We start from the raw sequence: 18360 nt of genomic DNA on the forward strand, positions 1-18360 counted from the left end.
ATCTAAAAGAAAAATGTATAATACGTTTTCTAAATTTTGTGATATACTAAATATTAGAGGAAGGAAGGAAAAATATTTCCCTCCTAAGATATAATTATTTGAAAAAGTGTTCACCTTTTGGGAGTTGGTGGACTCCTTTTCTTTTTTTGCTATCCTTTTAATTTTTCATTCTCTAACTCTAATAATCTAATTTCATTTTTTAATTGAGATTTTTCTAGTTCATTGATTCTTCTGTCATGTTCTCTCAATTCCTTCTGTATTTGTAACTGCACTTCTGCAATATTATTTACTACCTCTGCCATGCTATTAGATACTTTCTGTAAATCACATTTAATATCTAACATTTCATTTTTCAACTCTACTCTCATATTATCAAAAATCTCTTTTATCTCTTTTATAATAACTACTTCATTTGCATTACTCATATTTATCTATCCTTTCTAAATAAAAATTACTTTGTGCCAACAATTACAGAACTACTAGAGCGAATTAGTGATTTTTGACCGATAGGGAAAAAAGCACTTAGTCGCTCTGTACTTCTGTAATTATCAGTATTGTAGTTAGTAAGTGAATTAATTTCCATTACTAATACCAAATTTAAACTAATATGTTAGTCGGCTGAATTTTCGCTACGCTCAAAGTCAACCGCCTTTCCTACGGAATTATTATTTTTTATTTATTATTTTATAAGATTAACTATTATTTATATCGTTTTTAAGTATACTGCTATAACTCTCCCAAGATAAAGAGAGCGACCTACCTCTAAAAACCATACAACCTAGTCATATCAATGATTATGAGGTTTTCGTTACCCTTCTCCGATGTCGTGGTTTTGGGCAAAAACTTACCCTCGATGTCGAGGTGCTAATTTCTTATCTTAAATAGTGTGACTAAATACTGTAACTGCTCTATGTCATTACCTCTATAATAAATTAATGGATTAACTAATATAAAACTTTTCAAATAATCTGATTGCTTTTGGACACTAGCGAATACATTATATTCATTGTATTTTAAGGAATAAAAATCACTTTTAAACCTTGCCATTTGAGTTTTATTGTAATTTAACAATTCAACTATATCTGCTATTGTTAATACTTCTAGTTTATTTTCATCTACTTCATTAGTATTCTTGCAAAGGATATTGTATTTCCAATTTACATATGGCAATAACTTAAATACTATTGCTAATTTTTTGTGACCTCTTCCTGGAATTTGATTATATAACTCTCTTGTAGCCTTAGTATATATTCTTGTGTAATCCTCTAAATTAACATTTGTAAACTTCTTATAATCACTTTCTTTACCTCTCCAAAAGTAATAAAAATTAATATATAATTTTCCATCATGCTCTTTCATTAGATTATTTTCTAACATCTTATTATAAAATGTATTAAATGCTTTATCTCCTACATTAAGCAAACTTCTTAATCTTCTCTTATCAATGTAAGTCACATTATTATCTAGCATTAAGACACCTTCCTTTTTTACATAAGTGCCTATGTATATAAATTTCACTAAATCATTATCATTAAGATTTTCCTTTAAAAATTCCATATTCTTGAAGATAAAAAATACAAAATTGCCACTAATCTTATCCTGCAATTCTTTAAATTCCTTACTTAATTTATCCTTTTGAGCAAATACTTTTCTTTCTCTTATATCCTGCAACTCTGTAATTTTAAAATCTTCACTTAATACTTCTCCTGTAGCATTATCTATTAAAGTACAATTTTTCATAATTCATATTTCCCCTTTCAAATTAAAAAGGCATGAGTTATTTCCCATACCTTCATCGTTATTAAATGCTATAGCAACAAAAATTTTTATTTGTTACTGCTAAACTAAATATTTTATTTTTTAAATCTTTTTTACTTACATTAAATTCATTTCTTTCAAATGCTTTAGTACAATATTCAAATTCTCTAACTAACTCAAATTCTTCCTGTGGCAATAAAAAAGGTAAGTTAAATAACTTCTCTAATCCTTTAAGGTCTATATTAGTTATCAACTTACCATCTTTTATCTCTATTTTAGATTTTAATTTATATTTGTTATTTACTCTCTCAAAGTCTTGTTTAGGATATTTTTCTAAGATTTTATATAATCTATTTAATTCTAGTAACTCTACTAGGTAATACCTGCAAGTTTCTTCATTGAAGTAATAACTCAAATATGTACTATCTATTGCTAAAAGGATTAATAAGGCTTCTTCACTTAAATCACTAATATCATAGTTATAATAACTAATAATCTGCAACAAAGTACTACCACAAAATTTCTTTGTGTAATTGCTCCTGCTAATTCCTAAAATACTATTAATATTGGCACATTCGGTATTAACTGCATCATGGTTACTTAAAAGTACAGTGTGATTTCCCCAACACTTCCCCTGTACTAAGTCCACATCTACTGCTATTGCCATCTTATCACTTTCTATAATTTCCCCAAGCCCATAGAAATTATAGAAATAGTTTATTTTATATCCCTTGATTTTTTCCAAAAGAATACAACTAAATAAACTATCTAAATCATCACTTAGGCATAAGTCAAATTCACCTATTTCATTATTATTTACCCACTCTGGAAATTCTTTTTTAAATTCACATTTCATAATACTGATGCAAGTATGCTCTTACATCTTCCCAAGTTTTATTGTATCTATAGAATTTCCTCCCTATTTTGAAAACAATATATTTTTAATCCTCCCTATTGTTTAAAATAGGGAAGATTAAGTATATACACTATACATCTTTTCACCTTCCTTTTGCTCAAATATTTTGCTTATCTTATTTACTTGTAATCTTTTTAACTTCTTCTTTCATTTCTTCTACTTCTTCAATGTTATTATCATTTTGTTTTCTTTGTGCAATTGTATAAACTGCATTTACATATCTTTTGCACCAATCCTCTGTATAGTTTTCTTTTCTATTCTCTATCATACTAATAAAATTTTTAGTAATCCCCATTTCTTTACCTAGTTCTGTTTGCGTTATTCTGTGCAACTGTCTTAAAAATTTTAATTTCTCTGCACTTAGCATATTAATCACGTCCCTTCCTTAACTTTTGACCTTTTAAAAGAGGGATAGAGAAAAACTCCCTACCCCTCAACTTTTTATTAAACTATAGTCTTTCTTAAAACTACTAATCCATCATCTGCAAGTAACTTAACTGCATAAATCATATCAGTTACTACATCTGTTGCTTTAGCCTTTGCAATTCTTTCTAGTTCAATATTTATATCTCTTTTCATCTTGTAGCCTAAAGCACCCTTTTTAATTATGTAAGTAATGCATTCATTTTTTACGTTATCATATGTACCATGATTAGCCACATAAACTGGAATACCTCTCCAATATCCTAGTAAGCCACCTACAACTATTCCACTTCCATCGGCTACATAAGTTTTAGCCTTGTCTACAAACTCTGGCATTGAATAGAAAGAGTTTACTATTCTACTGTTAATTACTATTCCTGCAAATTCCTCTGTGTCTATTTCATCTTCAAACATTGCCATTGCATTGGATAATTCTACGTTTGTTACAGATACTCCATCTACTGTTGCAACTTTTAATAATGTCTGTTGTGCTTCAGATGCTAAATCTGTATCTAACTTTCTAGCAAATATTTTACTGTGTTGTGCTCCATTTTCGTCTACATGATTTCCAAATGCAGTTAAATCCACTATATCGTAAACCCTAGATGCAAAACCCACTTGTTTAATTGTTGCAGTTGAATCCTCCTGCTCTAATTCTGTTACGTCTAAAATATCACCTTTAACCATTTCTTTCATTTTGGTTATGTCTAAAGTTTTAAACTTTGGAAAATGAATTGTATCTCCTACTTGAGAGAACTCTGGAACATCTCCCATATCTACTGCTAGATTTAATAACTTCACCTTTTCCTTAAACTTTGCAGTTACTATTCCTTTAAATACTTCTGGTACTATAATGTTTGCCATAATTAATCTACTTCCTTTCATCTTTTCAATTTTATTGTTTATTTATCTATATAAAAAAAGAGCAGTTACCTTTTAGCAACTACACTTTCATTACATACTTGTTAACCTGTTGTATAAATCTGCATTAGTATTATATAACTCTGCCCTTTCAGCATAACTCATTTTACTAAATTGCTCTTTTGTTATGCCTACATTAGGGTTTTTATTATGTTCTTTAGGCTTAAAAGAGCCATTAAGAATGTGATTGTTCAAAACTTCTTTCACTTCTCCTAAATAACTTCCTAAATCCTCTGCCCCTTGCATATTGAGATATTTTGCAAGTTGCTTTGGTAGACCGTTACTTTCTAAAGTTTCAGTAATTTTAAATTCCATTTCCTTCTTTGTAATTTCCTTTTCCTTATCCTCTAAGACTTTTAATCTTTCCTCTAGTGCTTTTTCTTCCTCTGTTTTTGGCTTTGGTCTTAGCGTAGTTAATTCTTCATCTAAAGACTTTATTTTTTTAGTATAATCTGTTCTTACTTTATCTGTTTCAGATTGCAGCACTTTTTGAACCCCTTGTAATTGTTCCTCTGTTAAATTTAATTCTTCAAACATATTTAACCTTCCTTTCAAGTTCTTTAATAGTAGCCCTGCACGAGTTCCAGTATTAAAGCCCTATTGAATATTTTAGTTATTTTAATAATTTATCTTAATGCTATAGAGCATTATTTTCTTTTAGGTAATTGATTATTTTGTCTACTATGTTTCTACTCACTTTTCTATCGTTAATAATAAAATGAGATAGTGTGCTTTTATGTACTTCTATCCTATTTGCAATATAAGTGTATTTAACTCCTGTGTTTTCACAAAACTCTATTAAACACTTTCTTACCTCCCCTGTAGTCACTTTGTTTACCTCCCTTATTTTTCATGTTAATTAAACTAATTTTTATATCTGTTTTATCTTTGTAATATATTTACACCAACGAAAATTGCTTTTAAAAAGAGTGTAATTAACTTAATAACTACACTCTAATTTGGGGGAATTATGAACTTAAAAAAGAATTTCTATATAAATTATGATAATTTCAAAAATAAAAAGCACTTCTAAAATTATAGAAATGCTTTACTACGCATAAATTCCCGTAGTCCATTACTTTTTTACTTGTTTTAGAGGAGTACAGGACTTGAACCTGCATCAAAAGTAATAAAAATTCCCTAATTATGATTTTTAGAGTTTTGGACTTTTAGGATTAAAAATCCTAGAGTAAAAATCTAATTTATAGATGCTTATTTTAAGATTTTTGTAAATATAGATTACCTCTCCCTTAGAGGGCATTAAGGATTTTATTTAACTTTCAAGAACCTAGTGCTATCAATGGTTTGGGGGTTTGTTATTTTTTTAAAAAACGCTATGTCCCTTGATAACACTAGGTTTGACGCTATGTACACGTTTTTTTAAATTATCCCTTATTGGCAACATTTATTGCAATATTTTTGAGAAGTGTTTTTATCATTGTTGTCTCGCTCTATTCTCTCTCCACAATATGCACAAGATAAACTATCTTTGGCATTACTCTTTAAATTTTCAATAATTACATCTCCAAAGCACTCCCACAGGGTAGTTTTAAAACTTGCTTTCTTATGGTTGTATAGACAATGATTTGCACGATTTTAGTATCTTAAACACCATACTAATGTATTTCAATATTGATATGTATAATGTCTTAAATCTCATTTAAACGCATTTTAGAACTATATATTGTAATAGTTACTCACTTGATTAAATTTATTTTTAATCTTAATAATTTCTCACATTCTCACTACTCATAAAAAGGAAAATAACATCAAAACAGTCCTAAATTCAGTAACGTCAATGGTTTGAGTGGATTTTCTAATTTATAAACTTTTATCTTTGCTACGTATTTTCCTCATCCTCTCTCTGTTGTTTTTTCTATTTTGCTCTTCCCAAATCTTTCTGGCACACTCCTCACAGTATTTTGTTCTGTTAGAGACTTGCTCTATTAATTTACCACATTCCTCGCATTGTTTATATCTCTTTTCTTTTCTCTCACCTTTTAGTTCTTTTATGTAATTCTTCAAGTACCCATTTAAACTTTTATTTAATGTTTTCTTTCAAACTAAACACTTTACTTTTAACTAACTCCTGTTATACTGCCCTGTTCCTAGATGGGCATAGTTTGTCCCTTGAAGTAAGGACAAACAAAAAAATAATGTATTTCTACACTGCCCCGCACCTTCCTTTAATCACAAGGTTAGGTATACACTGTTATTGTTATTGCACATAACTTATTAAATACTGCCCTAATAAGCCCTACAATGTAGGTAATGCAATAGTCCATGCTTTCGCACCAGTAAACCTCCGCCGTCTTATTTATACTGTTTTACGGTCTTACAGTTGACGGGCTTATCCTACAATAACAGAAATAGTATTAAGTCCGAGTATATTTACTTGCATTGGCTCACAACACCTATACAATTTATTTTAAGTTGTTTGTATGCTTCAACAACTGACCTACTCCTTAAAAAAGGCAATAGGAAACTAAGCCTTTACAAATCCATTTTTTTGAAATATAATTTATCTAAGGTTACAAAATGGAGGATAAAGGTTTTCGTTAATCTTTATTCAGTTTTATGGGTAGTTGTCGCTACCCTTTTTTCTTTTGCTACTCATAAAAAGGAAAATAACAACAAAGTACGTTCTAACTTAGTCATATCAATGACTACTGGGGATTTTGCTCGGTCTAGTCTTATTTTTCTCAACGTGAAGCCCTCTTAACGCTCTCTAGTGTGCTATACAGTAGAAAACAAGCCACGTCTTACTTATCTATGTTAAAAATTAATACCACTCAATTTCACCATTCATCTTTTGATATACTCTTAACCACATACCACTTTTAAAATTAACTTTTATACTGCAATTTACATTTTTCATCTTGAAATCTTCATAGTTTAAAATTCCTTCTCGCCACTCTTCCGACATTAAGTTGTAATAATAGTTGAATAACTTATCTTGCTTAGCAGTCATTTTTCTCCCCCTCTTAAATTATCTTTTCATATTCTCCAATGGACTAAATTGTTGGTAGTTTTTTCTTATATCTTCATCACTTAGGTCTAAATACGCCTTTTCTGTTACTGTAACGCTAGAATGACCTAATAATCGACTTAGGGTGTAAATCGAGCCACCTGCCATTAAAAACCGTCTAGCATAATTGTTCCTAATTCCATGAGCAGAAGTATCCTTCAACCCTATCCTATTGCAATATTTTTTAAAGTTTTTTTCAAAATTATTTACTTCTAACCGAGTGTTTCTTTTGGTGGAAAATAATAAATCACTTTCAACATATCTATCCTTGTACTGTATCCATCTCCTTAGTAACTTTGACATCGTTTGAGAATAAAACACATATCTATCTTTTCTGCCTTTTGTTATATCTTGAGGTATTAAAATCGCTCTCCTATCTAAATCGACATTATTTACCTCTAAAGAAAGAGTTTCACCTATACGCATACCTGTATCCATAATGAGTTGAATTACTACATAATCTCTAAATTCACTATATTTAGTTGTGTCTATATTCTGCAATAGCCTTTTAAACTCTTCATCTGTAACCTGTCCTTTTGGCTTTCTATTGTTTTTAAATTGCTTAATCTTATCCATAGGGTTTGCTTTTATAACCCTTTCCTCTACACAATAATTAAAAAATACCTTTAAATTTCTTATATAGTTGTTAATAGTTGTAATGGATACTTTCTTTCCATAATCTTCTCTATTTTCTGGCATATTAATATATTTAGTATTTTGGTCAAATACAAAGGTATATTTACCCCTATCTTTTGTATAAGATATATAGTCCCTACAAATCTCTTGTGTAATGCTTTTAATGTCATTAACATTATGGTTATCTTCGGTATACCTAGCAAATAATCTTAAAGTAGATTCATAAGATGATATTGTTTTTTTTCTTAAATCTTTTTGTTTGCAGTAAATCATAAAATCATCAATAGCATAATGAATATTATTATTTTTTTTCATAACGCAAAAAGACCTCCAATGCTTATTTATTATAAACATTGAAGGTCTTAGATTGTTTATTGGTCTAATTTTATATTAGTTGGTTTAAGCGTATATTTTCAATTCTCTCTAAACCATTGATTTTACTAGATTACATTACCCTATTTTTTAGTCTTAATTTATCTGCCACCATAGCGATAAACTCTGAATTCGTTGGCTTGCCTTTTCCATTATGTATTGTGTAGCCAAAGATTCTATTTATAGTATCTATTTGCCCTCTAGACCAAGCTACCTCTATAGCATGCCTAATAGCTCTTTCTACACGGCTTGCGGTAGTATTATACTTCTTTGCTATAGATGGATATAATTCTTTAGTTACTGCGGATAACAACTCCATATCGTTAACTACCATAGTTATAGCTTCTCTTAGATACATGTAACCCTTTATATGAGCTGGTACGCCAATTTCATGTATAATATTAGTAATTTCCGCTTCTAAGTCTATAGGTTCATTTCTATTAACTCTAACTACTGATGGTTCTGATATTGAAACTGCTTTTTTTGTTTCGTCACTTGAAATTGTATTATTGAACATTTGCCTTATTCTTTTAGTGAATACATCCATATCAAAAGGTTTAACAACATAATAGTCTGCTCCTAAACCTATAGCTCTCTGAGTTATTTTGTCTTGACCAACTGCAGATAAAACTATTATCCTAGGCATAGGGTGAATATTCATGCCATTTAATCTTTCTAAAACACCTAATCCATCTAAATGTGGCATTATAATATCTAATACCACCAAATCTGGCTTCTTCTCCTCAATTAGTTTTAATGCTTCTAATCCATCTTTTGCAATTCCAACAACTACAATATCTCTCTGATTAAGTAAATAATCATTTAAAATATTGCAAAACTCTTTGTTATCATCTGCTATGACTACCGTAATTTTTGAATCTTCCATTATTCTACTCCCCTTCACATAATTAATTCCCATATCTTAGCAATTAAATAATTCGACAAAGATTAAAGAAATCCTTCTAAAAGATGGAAAAAATTTATAAAAATAAAAAATAATAGATAGCTTGATGCTATCTATTAATTTTTTATTTTAAAATATCCGAGTCCTTAATCATCCATTCTATATAAATTCCATATCCCGTATCAGGTTTATTTATTAATACATGAGTTACAGCTCCGATTATTTTGTCTCCTTGAATTATAGGACTACCACTCATTCCTTGAACTATTCCACCTGTTTTCTCTAATAATTCTTTATCTGTTACTTTTATTATCATGCTTTTAGGACCGATAGAGTTTTGTGGTAATAATTTTTCTATATTTATATTATACATTTTAGGTTCCTTTTCGTCAATTGTTGTTAGTATTTGTGCTGGTCCTTCCTTAATTTCATCTCTTAAAGCTACTTTCATTTTTTTATTATATTTATTTTTCAATGATACATTACTAACTCCAAATATTCCACATTCAGTATTTTTTCTTATTTCTCCCAGTGTTACATCTTCATCTACGAATATTCCTTTTAATTCTCCAGGAGTTCCCTTTACTCCTTTCCTTACAGATATTATAGATGAACTAACTATTTCACCAGAGTTTATACTTAACATAGTTCCTGTATCTACATCTGTTATTGGATGACCTAATGCTGCAAATATTCCCGTTTTATCATCATAAAAAGTTAAAGTTCCTACTCCTGCTGTTGAATCCCTAATCCATAATCCCATTTTAAAACTTCCATCTTTAGTTTTTACAGGAATTATCTTTTTATTAATTATTGTTCCTTTTCTATCTATAGTTACATTTATTTCTTTTCCTTCACAGCTACTTATAAGTGAACTAGCTTTTTCGGAATTTATTATAGGCTCTTCATTAATTTTTATAATACTATCTCCAATTTCTATTCCCGCCACCGCTGCAGGACTATTTATCTTACCGTTAGAGCCTTCTAAATCAGATAAAGCTACAACTAATACTCCTTTTGTATTTAACTTTACTCCTACTGGCTGACCTCCTGGATAAACGGATAATTCCTTAGGTACAGATTTTAATGATATTGATTTAATTTTTAATAGGCCTAATATACTTACATCTATATTTCTATCTTTCTTATCAAAACCTTGAGATGCTTTTACACTTTTGTCTTCTATTAATTTTATAATACTGCTAGATTTTAATACTTCTCCTTCTCTTATAAACATAGTTCCAGGTATTTTAAAAGCTTTATAATATGCAACTGAAGACAATAACAGGACGGATAAAGCTATATTATTTATAAATTTAAATTTTACCTTTTTTTTCATGTGAGTACCTCCTGTCTTTTTTAATGTTCACAATTAAGTTGCCCTTTTAAAGCTTTTATTATGCTATAAGTTCAATGCATTAATGGAATATGTTTCCTTTTAACTCTTTTTTTATTTAACAAAAAACAAAAAAAGGTCACAATAATATTAAGTATTGTAACCTTTTTAATAAAAATTATTTCTTTATTTTTTTAAAATCAGCTAATCTTACCATTTCCTCTGCATTTTTTAAAGTTAGTTCTGTAACATCGCTTCCTCCAATCATTTTAGCTATTTCATTTCTCTTTTCTTCTTGAGATAACTTAATAATTTGAGTAAAGGTTTTGTCCTCTTTAATTTCCTTACATACTAAATAATGATTATCAGACATACACGCTATTTGAGGTAAGTGAGTTACACAAAATACCTGATGTTTATAAGAAATAGAATACATCTTTTCTCCAACACTTTGAGCAATTCTTCCACTTATACCAGTATCAATCTCATCAAAAATTACCGTTGGTATTGCATCTTTTCCTACAAATATAGCTTTTAATGCTAGCATAATTCTAGATAACTCTCCTCCAGAAACAACTTTCTCTAAAGGTTTTACAGGTTCTCCTGGGTTTGTAGAAATTAAAAATTGCACTAAATCCATACCTTTTTCACCTAGCTGTTCTTTAAGTTCTACAGATACTTTAAAAGTACTCTTTTCAAGCCCTACAAAATTCAATTCGCTCTTAACTTTTTGTTCTAGTATAATAGCTCTTTCTTTTCTGATTTTATGTATGTCTTCTCCATAAATCTTTAATTCTTCTATAATCTTATTTTTCTTTTTATTTAAATCTTCTATTATTTGTCCACTATTTTCTAATTCTTCATATTGAGCAAAAATTTTATTTCTATACTCCAATATTTCTTTTATGTTTTTTCCATATTTCTTCTTTAGAACATTAAATTGATATAATCTACTATTTATGGAATTTAATTCATCTTCATCATAATAAATAGATTCTTTTATGTCTCTTATAATATGTATTTTTTCTTCAATAGTGTAATAAGCCTCCTGAAGTGACTCAGAAATCTCCTTAATTTTTTCCATATGCATTTGAATAGTTTTTAAATCTCTTATGATAAAATTTAAAGCTTTAAGAATAGACTCATTTTCTCCTACTCCATTATATAAGGCTTCGTAGGAGTAATTTAATGTTTTATTTATCTTTTCAGAGTTAGATAAAATATTAAATCTTTCCTCTAATTCTTCCTCTTCTCCAATCCTTAATTTTGCATTATCTATTTCTTCTATTTGATATTTAAGAAAATCTATTAGTTTTTCTCTTTCTCCATCCCTACCAGAAAGTTCATGAATTTTATTTTCTATTTCTCTAAGTTCATTATATAAATTTCTATATTTATTTAACAAAGGTTCCAGTTCTTCTTCTCCAAAACCATCTAAATAATTAATATGATTTGTGGAATTAAGCAAATTCTGATTTTCATGCTGACCATGTATATCAAGCAAAGTTTCAGTAATTAATTTTACATTGGATATTAAAATTGTTCTCCCATTTACTTTTATAATACTTTTTCCTGATTGAAAAGTTTCTCTACTTATAATTATCCAATCTTCATATTCAATTCCTTGTTTTATAAGCTCCTCTTTTGTTTTTTCATTACTAAGAGTAAATATGGCTTCCACAAAGGTTTTGTCTGTTCCAGTCCTTATTAAATCCTTATTAAATTTACCACCCAAAACATAATTTATAGCATCAATTAAAATAGATTTACCGGCTCCCGTTTCACCGGTTAATACATTGAAACCATCATCAAAAGAAATGCTTAAGTCTTCAATTAATGCAAAATTTTTAATATTTAACTGAAGGAGCACTTTTTTTCCCCCTATTCTTTAATCATTTTTTTCATTCTTTGGGTTATAGTAATTGCTTGTTCTTGAGTTCTTACAAGAACAAATATAGTATTATCTCCAGCTATAGTACCTGCAATACCTTCAAATCGCAATGAATCTATTGCTTCTGCAGCTGCTGATGCTGAACCTGATAATGTCTTTATAATTACAAAATTATCAACATTTTCTACGTTTACAACGGACTGAGTAAATATATTAACTAATTTATTTGATATATTATTCTCAGCCTGATTTATAGTAGCATACTTATAGTTTCCACTTGAGGATAATACCTTTATTAATTTTAATTCTTTTATATCTCTAGAAACTGTAGCCTGGGTAACATTCATACCTGATTTCTTTAATTCTTCTGCTAATTCTTCCTGAGTTTCAATATCTCTTGTAGCAATTAGTTCAAATATTTTAGCATGACGAGTTACTTTCAAATATATCACCTACTTATCCATAAATTATAACTTTAGTTTTTTTCTTAATAAGCTAAAATAGTCGTTTTGAAGGTAGCTTAATTTGATTATTTTACACTTATAAGGTGAAGGTTCTATAACAATACTATGAATACCATCTAAATTAATAATTTCTTGACCATCAATAGCTAAGTGTACACTACCAAACTTTTTTTCCATTTCTATATCTACTTTACTATCTCCTTCTAAAACTATGCTTCTGATTCCAAGGGAATGACTGCATATAGGAGTAATACAAATAACATCCATCGTTGGGTAAATTATCGGCCCACCTGCTGATAAAGAATACGCTGTAGAACCAGTAGGAGTGGATATAATAACTCCATCTGAAACGAACGTAGTATAATAATGTTCATTTACACCTATCTTATATTTTACTATTCTACCTACAACATCTTTAGCTATAACAATATCATTAAGTGCAATAAAAGGAACCTCTCTATTAGGTATTCTGCATTGAATCATTTTTCTCTCTTCTATGTCAAAGTGGCCCTTTAGTAAAGACTCGACTGCTTCTTTCAAGTATGTACTTTCAGCCTCCGCTAAAAAACCAAGATTTCCTATGTTAATACCCAAAATAGGAACATTGTGCTTCGCTAAAAACTTAGATGCCTTTAAAATAGTGCCATCTCCGCCTAGTACAATAACAACTTCTAATTCCGAAGTACTTTCATCCTCTAATCCAATAGAATCTTTAAATATTTTAATGTTTAAAGATTCGTTATTGCTCTTTAGTATTTCTATTAGATTATTTAGTATTTCACCCTGACCATCCTTGCTTGTATTAACGTTAATGCCAATATTTTTCATAACTTACCTCTAATCTAGCTTTCCATGTGATTGTTCTACTATTTCTTTTATACTATCTACGGAAAAGTTCTCAATGTAATTTTGATCTTTTGTAAAATATATTAAATATTCAATATTACCTTCTGGACCCTTTATAGGGGAATATTGAAGGCCTTTTATTTTTAAATTTGATTTATAAATAAAATTCACTATTTTCAATATTACTTCCTCATGAGTTTCTTTTTCTTTTACTACTCCTTTTTTGCCAACCTTTTCTCTTCCTGCTTCAAATTGCGGTTTTATGAGCGCCACCATTTCTCCACTAGACTTCAATATATTTAAAGCTGCTGGAATTACTTTTTCCAAGGATATAAAAGACACATCTATACTACCAAAATCTGCTTCTTCCCCAATATCATCAATAGTTACATATCTAAAATTTGTTCTTTCCATACATACAACTCTCGGGTCCACTCTTAACTTCCAAGCCAATTGACCATATCCTACGTCTATAGAAAATACTTTTCTTGCACCATTTTGTAGCATACAATCTGTAAAGCCTCCTGTTGATGCCCCTATATCCATACAAACTTTATCTTGAAGCTCTATTCCAAAGCTATTGATAGCTTTTTCTAACTTATACCCGCCACGACTTACATAGGCCATGGCTTCCCCTCTAAATTCAATATTAGAATCTACTTTTACCTTTTCCCCACATTTATCTACTCTAATTCCGTCAACAAATATTTCTCCTGCCATAATACTTGCCCTAGCTCTTTCTCTTGATGAAAAAAAACCTTTATCTAAAAGTATAATATCTAGTCTATCTTTTTTATCTGACATGAGTTACTCCTTTTCTTACATCATTTTCATAACACTTTGTATAATACCATTTGCATCTAATCCATTAATTTTAAACAACAAATCTACTGCACCATGAGGAATAAACGTATCATTAAAGCCTAAGTTTATAATTTTATTTCCCTTGTTAAGTTTGTTTACATAATTTAATACACTAGACCCAAATCCTCCGTTTAAAATATTATCTTCAATTGTAATTATCTTCTTTCCTTTATAACATAAATCTTTTAACAATTCCTCATCTATAGGTTTTACAAAGTTTCCATTGATAATTCCTATTTTAATACCGGATTTTAAAAGTTTTTCTCTAGCAATCATAGCTTCATATATCATTCTTCCCACAGCTATTACAACAATATCTTCCCCATCTACTATTACTTCCCATTTACCTTTTTTAAATTCCTTTAAAGGTTCTAGTTCAATATTATTATCCCCACCACGAGGATATCTTATAGCTACGGGAGATTTTTCTTTCATTGCCCATCTTAGCATAGGTTCAATTTCCTCTATCTTTTTAGGCGCCATAACAGTCATATTAGGCATTTGGCATAAATATGACAAATCAAATACTCCTTGATGAGTTTCTCCGTCAGCGCCAACTAAACCTGCTCTATCTATAGCTAATATGACAGGTAATTTTTGAATACACACATCATGAAGAATTTGATCATAAGCCCTTTGCAAAAAAGTAGAATACACAGCAAAAACAGGCTTTAATCCTTGAGAAGCCATGCCTGCTGCCAAAGTTACTGCATGTTGCTCTGCAATTCCAACATCGAATATTCTATTTTTATATTTTTCTCCAAATTCTTGAAGCCCGATACTTTCGCCCATAGCCGCAGTTATTGCAACCAAGCTGTTATCTTCGCCACCCAACTTTACCATTGCATTCCCAAAGGCTTTTGAATAACTCATAGTCTTGCCACTATTCATTTCACCATTTCTGCAATCAAAGGGACCAACTCCATGAAACTTTCCTGGATTACATTCTGCAAAGCTATAGCCTTTACCTTTTTTAGTTATTACATGTATTATTACTGGTTCATCAATTTCTCTTGCCTTTTTTAAGGTTCTGCTTAATTCTTTAATATTATGACCATCGATAGGCCCAAAATACTTTATACCCATATTTTCAAAAAGCATTCCTGGCACTACCATTTGCTTAATTCCATTCTTAACTCTTTCTAAGGTTTTAGCCATACCTTTACCAATATTTGGTATTTTATTCAAGACAGCTTCTACATCACTCTTTAACTTATTATAGCTAGGTTCAACTCTTATCTTGCCTAGATATCTAGAGATACCGCCAACATTTTTATCTATAGACATTTGATTATCATTCAATATTATTATCATTTTTGTTTTTCTATACCCAATATCATTTAAAGCTTCAAGAGCCATACCTCCAGTAAGGGCTCCATCGCCAATTACTGAAACCACTTCAAAATTTTCATTTTTTAAATCTCTAGCCCTTGCCATACCAATTGCTGCTGAAATTGAAGTGCTGCTATGCCCTGTTTCAAAATGGTCATAAGGACTCTCGCTCCTCTTTGGAAAGCCGCTTAACCCTCCATATTGCCTTAATGTTCCAAACTGATTCTTTCTACCAGTAAGCATTTTATGAACATAGCTTTGATGTCCTACGTCCCAAATTAGCTTATCTTTGTTAAAGTCAAAAACATTATAAAGACTTATAGTTAATTCTACTACTCCCAAATTTGACGACAAATGTCCCCCTGTTTTAGAAACATTTTCAATCAAAAACTCCCTTATTTCCTGAGATAGTAAATCTAACTCTTCAATGGACATTTTTTTGACTTCACTTATATTTTTAAACTCATCTAGTATTTTTCTCATGTTCATCTATCCTTCTTTATTATATATACTATTCTTGATACCTTGTCTATTATTCTCTCAGACTCATTCATTGCAAAGCTTTTGCCTAATGCTTTTCCTCCAATGGTGGCAGCAGCGATTAGTGCTCCTATCAGTGCAGTGGTAATAGTAACGTTAAGCCTTGGAAACATATGGGTCACTTTACCTAATATAAGCACCCCCACTGAACCGCTCACTATACCACAAACGTCACCTACAACATCGTTACAAAAGTTAGATACCTTATCAGCATTTCTAATTAATTTTACTGCTATTTTAGCACCTGGTATTTTTTTTGCAGCTTTAGCATGAAAGGGTTTTTCTTCAGCTGCAGTTACAGCTACTCCTATTATATCAAAGATTATTCCAATAAAGATAATAAAAATTAATATAATAAAAGCTACTAATATGTTAACATTTCTTAGTAGCACATCGGAAAGAAGATTTACACTTCCTGATATTAATATTGTCCAAAAAACTATTATCAAAACCCATTTATTATTTCTATTGGAAGATAGCTTGTTTCCATTTTTTGATTCTTTAATATTTTCTCTTTTCGGATATATATCCAAAATTCTTCCTCCTTAAAATAACTAAATAACATTTAGGGAAAAAGTGGTAATATATTAAGTAAAACTTGCGGCTTAGGTCCAGTAGGATTTCCCATAGAATAATCAAAACGTCGCCATTTTGACGGTTTCCCTTTAATATCCTATCTGCTTTGTCACCAACAACAGGACTGGATTGCCACTTAGTCCGCACTGCAATCCTCAAGATATTTCACCTTGGAACAGTCTAGGAGATTTCCTCGACAGTTAGATATCCACCTAGCCTCTTTTGCAATATGGGTTTCAGTAAACAAAGCCCTCGAACCTTTGGCCAAAGTTCTCAGGTGATCTTACCTCTCCCCACACTACTCAAGGCAGGCTACACTGCACATAGCTTTTATACCACGATGCAGGTTTAATCCAATTTCGTGTATTAGGCGACTAACCTAATACACAAAGAATGGTCTCCACGGCAGTAGGGTCAGTTGTCGCATGCCATTGCGGCCGCCCCATCTCCCTTACTCCCAGCACCAGCCCATGACTGGGCGTCATAAGCCAGCACAAGGAACTTCATCGATATGCCCTTTGACGGATTTTTAGCCCCGCCTTCAGAGGATACTTTCCTGACTAGAATACTGCACCACATTTTCCCTTATATACAATTTTATATATATTAATTTCGATATTTTCAAATTAAATACAATTAACAATAAGACATTTTACATCATATTCGAGTTTAAGTCAATGGCTTAATGTTCTCTTTTTAATAAGAACAAAGTTAAACTCTTTAAATCATCAGTATTTCTTTTTATGCTATTTAATAATTCCAAACATTCATTAGTCAATTTATTACTTAAATCTTTACACTTTTCTAAGCCATATAATTTAATAAATGTAGATTTATTTTGATCACTATCTTTGTTAACTGTTTTTCCTAGGGTAGTTGTATCTCCAACTATATCTAAAATATCATCTTTAATTTGAAAAGCCAAGCCTAATTTTTCTCCAAATTCTCTCAAAATATCTAAATCTCTTTCTTCTGCTCCCCCTAGTACTGCCCCAGATAGTATTGCCCCTTTTATTAGCTCTCCAGTTTTTTTACTATGCATATAGAAAATTTCTTCTTCGCTAGCTACCTTATTAGTAGACATTATATCCACCACTTGACCACCTATCATTCCATTAGCCCCTGAAGCTTTTCCTATTATATCAGCTGCTTTAATCCATGTTTCTCCCTTAGATAATGCTTCATGGATCATTATGTTAAAAGCTTCATTCAATAATGCATCTCCTGCTAGAAGCGCTAGAGCTTCTCCAAAAACCATATGGTTCGTAGGCTTCCCCCTTCTTAATGAATCGTTATCCATAGAAGGTAAATCATCATGAATAAGTGAGTAAGTATGTATCATTTCTATGGCACAGGCGCAGGGCAATACTTCCTTATAATTCTCCTTATAAAGAGAGTAAGCTAAAAGAGTAAGTATAGGTCTTATTCTTTTACCACCTACTTCTAGACTGTATAGCATTGATTTATAGATAATTTCATTAAAACCTTTTTTATCTTTAAAATAATTCACTAGCCAAAGATCTATTTCCTTCTTTAGTTTTTCTATCTCCATT

General features: G+C 30.3%; 19 protein-coding genes. All 19 read right to left on the reverse strand.

Features of this window, described 5'->3' with window-relative positions; translation table 11 throughout:
* Positions 1-149: 149 nt before the first annotated feature.
* A complete protein-coding gene (locus tag ABDZ69_RS08405) occupies positions 150-425 on the reverse strand; it encodes a hypothetical protein (protein ID WP_343768711.1) in 276 nt (91 codons plus the stop codon).
* A 439-nt stretch (positions 426-864) separates the two neighbouring features.
* Entirely contained in the window at positions 865-1740 is an 876-nt protein-coding gene (locus ABDZ69_RS08410) for a hypothetical protein (protein ID WP_343768712.1), read from the reverse strand.
* Between the two features lie 61 nt (positions 1741-1801).
* A complete protein-coding gene (locus ABDZ69_RS08415) occupies positions 1802-2614 on the reverse strand; it encodes a hypothetical protein (protein WP_343768713.1) in 813 nt (270 codons plus the stop codon).
* Positions 2615-2789: 175 nt separating this feature from the next.
* Positions 2790-3041 carry a helix-turn-helix domain-containing protein gene (locus ABDZ69_RS08420; RefSeq protein WP_343768714.1) on the reverse strand — a complete coding sequence of 84 codons (252 nt, stop codon included), beginning with the start codon at positions 3039-3041 and terminating at the stop codon, positions 2790-2792.
* A gap of 77 nt (positions 3042-3118) precedes the next feature.
* Complete coding sequence (locus tag ABDZ69_RS08425) at positions 3119-3961, reverse strand: hypothetical protein (RefSeq protein ID WP_343768715.1); 843 nt, start codon at positions 3959-3961, stop codon at positions 3119-3121.
* 90 nt (positions 3962-4051) lie between these two features.
* A complete protein-coding gene (locus ABDZ69_RS08430) occupies positions 4052-4555 on the reverse strand; it encodes a hypothetical protein (RefSeq protein ID WP_343768717.1) in 504 nt (167 codons plus the stop codon).
* Between the two features lie 100 nt (positions 4556-4655).
* Positions 4656-4847, reverse strand: a complete 192-nt coding sequence (locus ABDZ69_RS08435) for a hypothetical protein (protein ID WP_343768719.1) — start codon at positions 4845-4847, stop codon at positions 4656-4658.
* Between the two features lie 992 nt (positions 4848-5839).
* Entirely contained in the window at positions 5840-6043 is a 204-nt protein-coding gene (locus ABDZ69_RS08440; RefSeq protein ID WP_343768721.1) for a hypothetical protein, read from the reverse strand.
* Between the two features lie 757 nt (positions 6044-6800).
* A complete protein-coding gene (locus ABDZ69_RS08445) occupies positions 6801-6989 on the reverse strand; it encodes a hypothetical protein (RefSeq protein WP_343768723.1) in 189 nt (62 codons plus the stop codon).
* Between the two features lie 18 nt (positions 6990-7007).
* Positions 7008-7997: a tyrosine-type recombinase/integrase gene (locus tag ABDZ69_RS08450; protein ID WP_343768725.1), complete on the reverse strand. Its 990-nt coding sequence runs from the start codon at positions 7995-7997 to the stop codon at positions 7008-7010.
* 130 nt (positions 7998-8127) lie between these two features.
* Complete coding sequence (spo0A, locus tag ABDZ69_RS08455) at positions 8128-8940, reverse strand: sporulation transcription factor Spo0A (protein ID WP_343768728.1); 813 nt, start codon at positions 8938-8940, stop codon at positions 8128-8130.
* 142 nt (positions 8941-9082) lie between these two features.
* Positions 9083-10297 (reverse strand): SpoIVB peptidase, encoded by a 1215-nt coding sequence (gene spoIVB / locus ABDZ69_RS08460; protein WP_343768730.1) that lies wholly within the window; start codon positions 10295-10297, stop codon positions 9083-9085.
* Between the two features lie 175 nt (positions 10298-10472).
* Positions 10473-12164, reverse strand: a complete 1692-nt coding sequence (gene recN, locus ABDZ69_RS08465; RefSeq protein ID WP_343768732.1) for a DNA repair protein RecN — start codon at positions 12162-12164, stop codon at positions 10473-10475.
* A gap of 11 nt (positions 12165-12175) precedes the next feature.
* Positions 12176-12628, reverse strand: coding sequence for an arginine repressor (locus tag ABDZ69_RS08470; RefSeq protein ID WP_343768734.1), 453 nt, complete (start codon positions 12626-12628; stop codon positions 12176-12178).
* Between the two features lie 24 nt (positions 12629-12652).
* A complete protein-coding gene (locus tag ABDZ69_RS08475) occupies positions 12653-13477 on the reverse strand; it encodes an NAD(+)/NADH kinase (RefSeq protein ID WP_343768737.1) in 825 nt (274 codons plus the stop codon).
* 9 nt (positions 13478-13486) lie between these two features.
* Positions 13487-14299, reverse strand: a complete 813-nt coding sequence (locus tag ABDZ69_RS08480; RefSeq protein ID WP_343768740.1) for a TlyA family RNA methyltransferase — start codon at positions 14297-14299, stop codon at positions 13487-13489.
* Between the two features lie 15 nt (positions 14300-14314).
* The gene (dxs, locus tag ABDZ69_RS08485) at positions 14315-16174 is read right to left on the reverse strand and encodes a 1-deoxy-D-xylulose-5-phosphate synthase (RefSeq protein ID WP_343768743.1); all 1860 of its coding nucleotides are present in this window, start codon (positions 16172-16174) and stop codon (positions 14315-14317) included.
* Between the two features lie 2 nt (positions 16175-16176).
* Complete coding sequence (locus ABDZ69_RS08490; protein ID WP_425544631.1) at positions 16177-16764, reverse strand: hypothetical protein; 588 nt, start codon at positions 16762-16764, stop codon at positions 16177-16179.
* Between the two features lie 725 nt (positions 16765-17489).
* Positions 17490-18359, reverse strand: coding sequence for a polyprenyl synthetase family protein (locus tag ABDZ69_RS08495; protein ID WP_343768744.1), 870 nt, complete (start codon positions 18357-18359; stop codon positions 17490-17492).
* Between the last annotated feature and the right edge of the window lies 1 nt (position 18360).

This window comes from Clostridium malenominatum (assembly GCF_039521365.1).
Taxonomy (GTDB): domain Bacteria; phylum Bacillota; class Clostridia; order Clostridiales; family Clostridiaceae; genus Clostridium_AW; species Clostridium_AW malenominatum.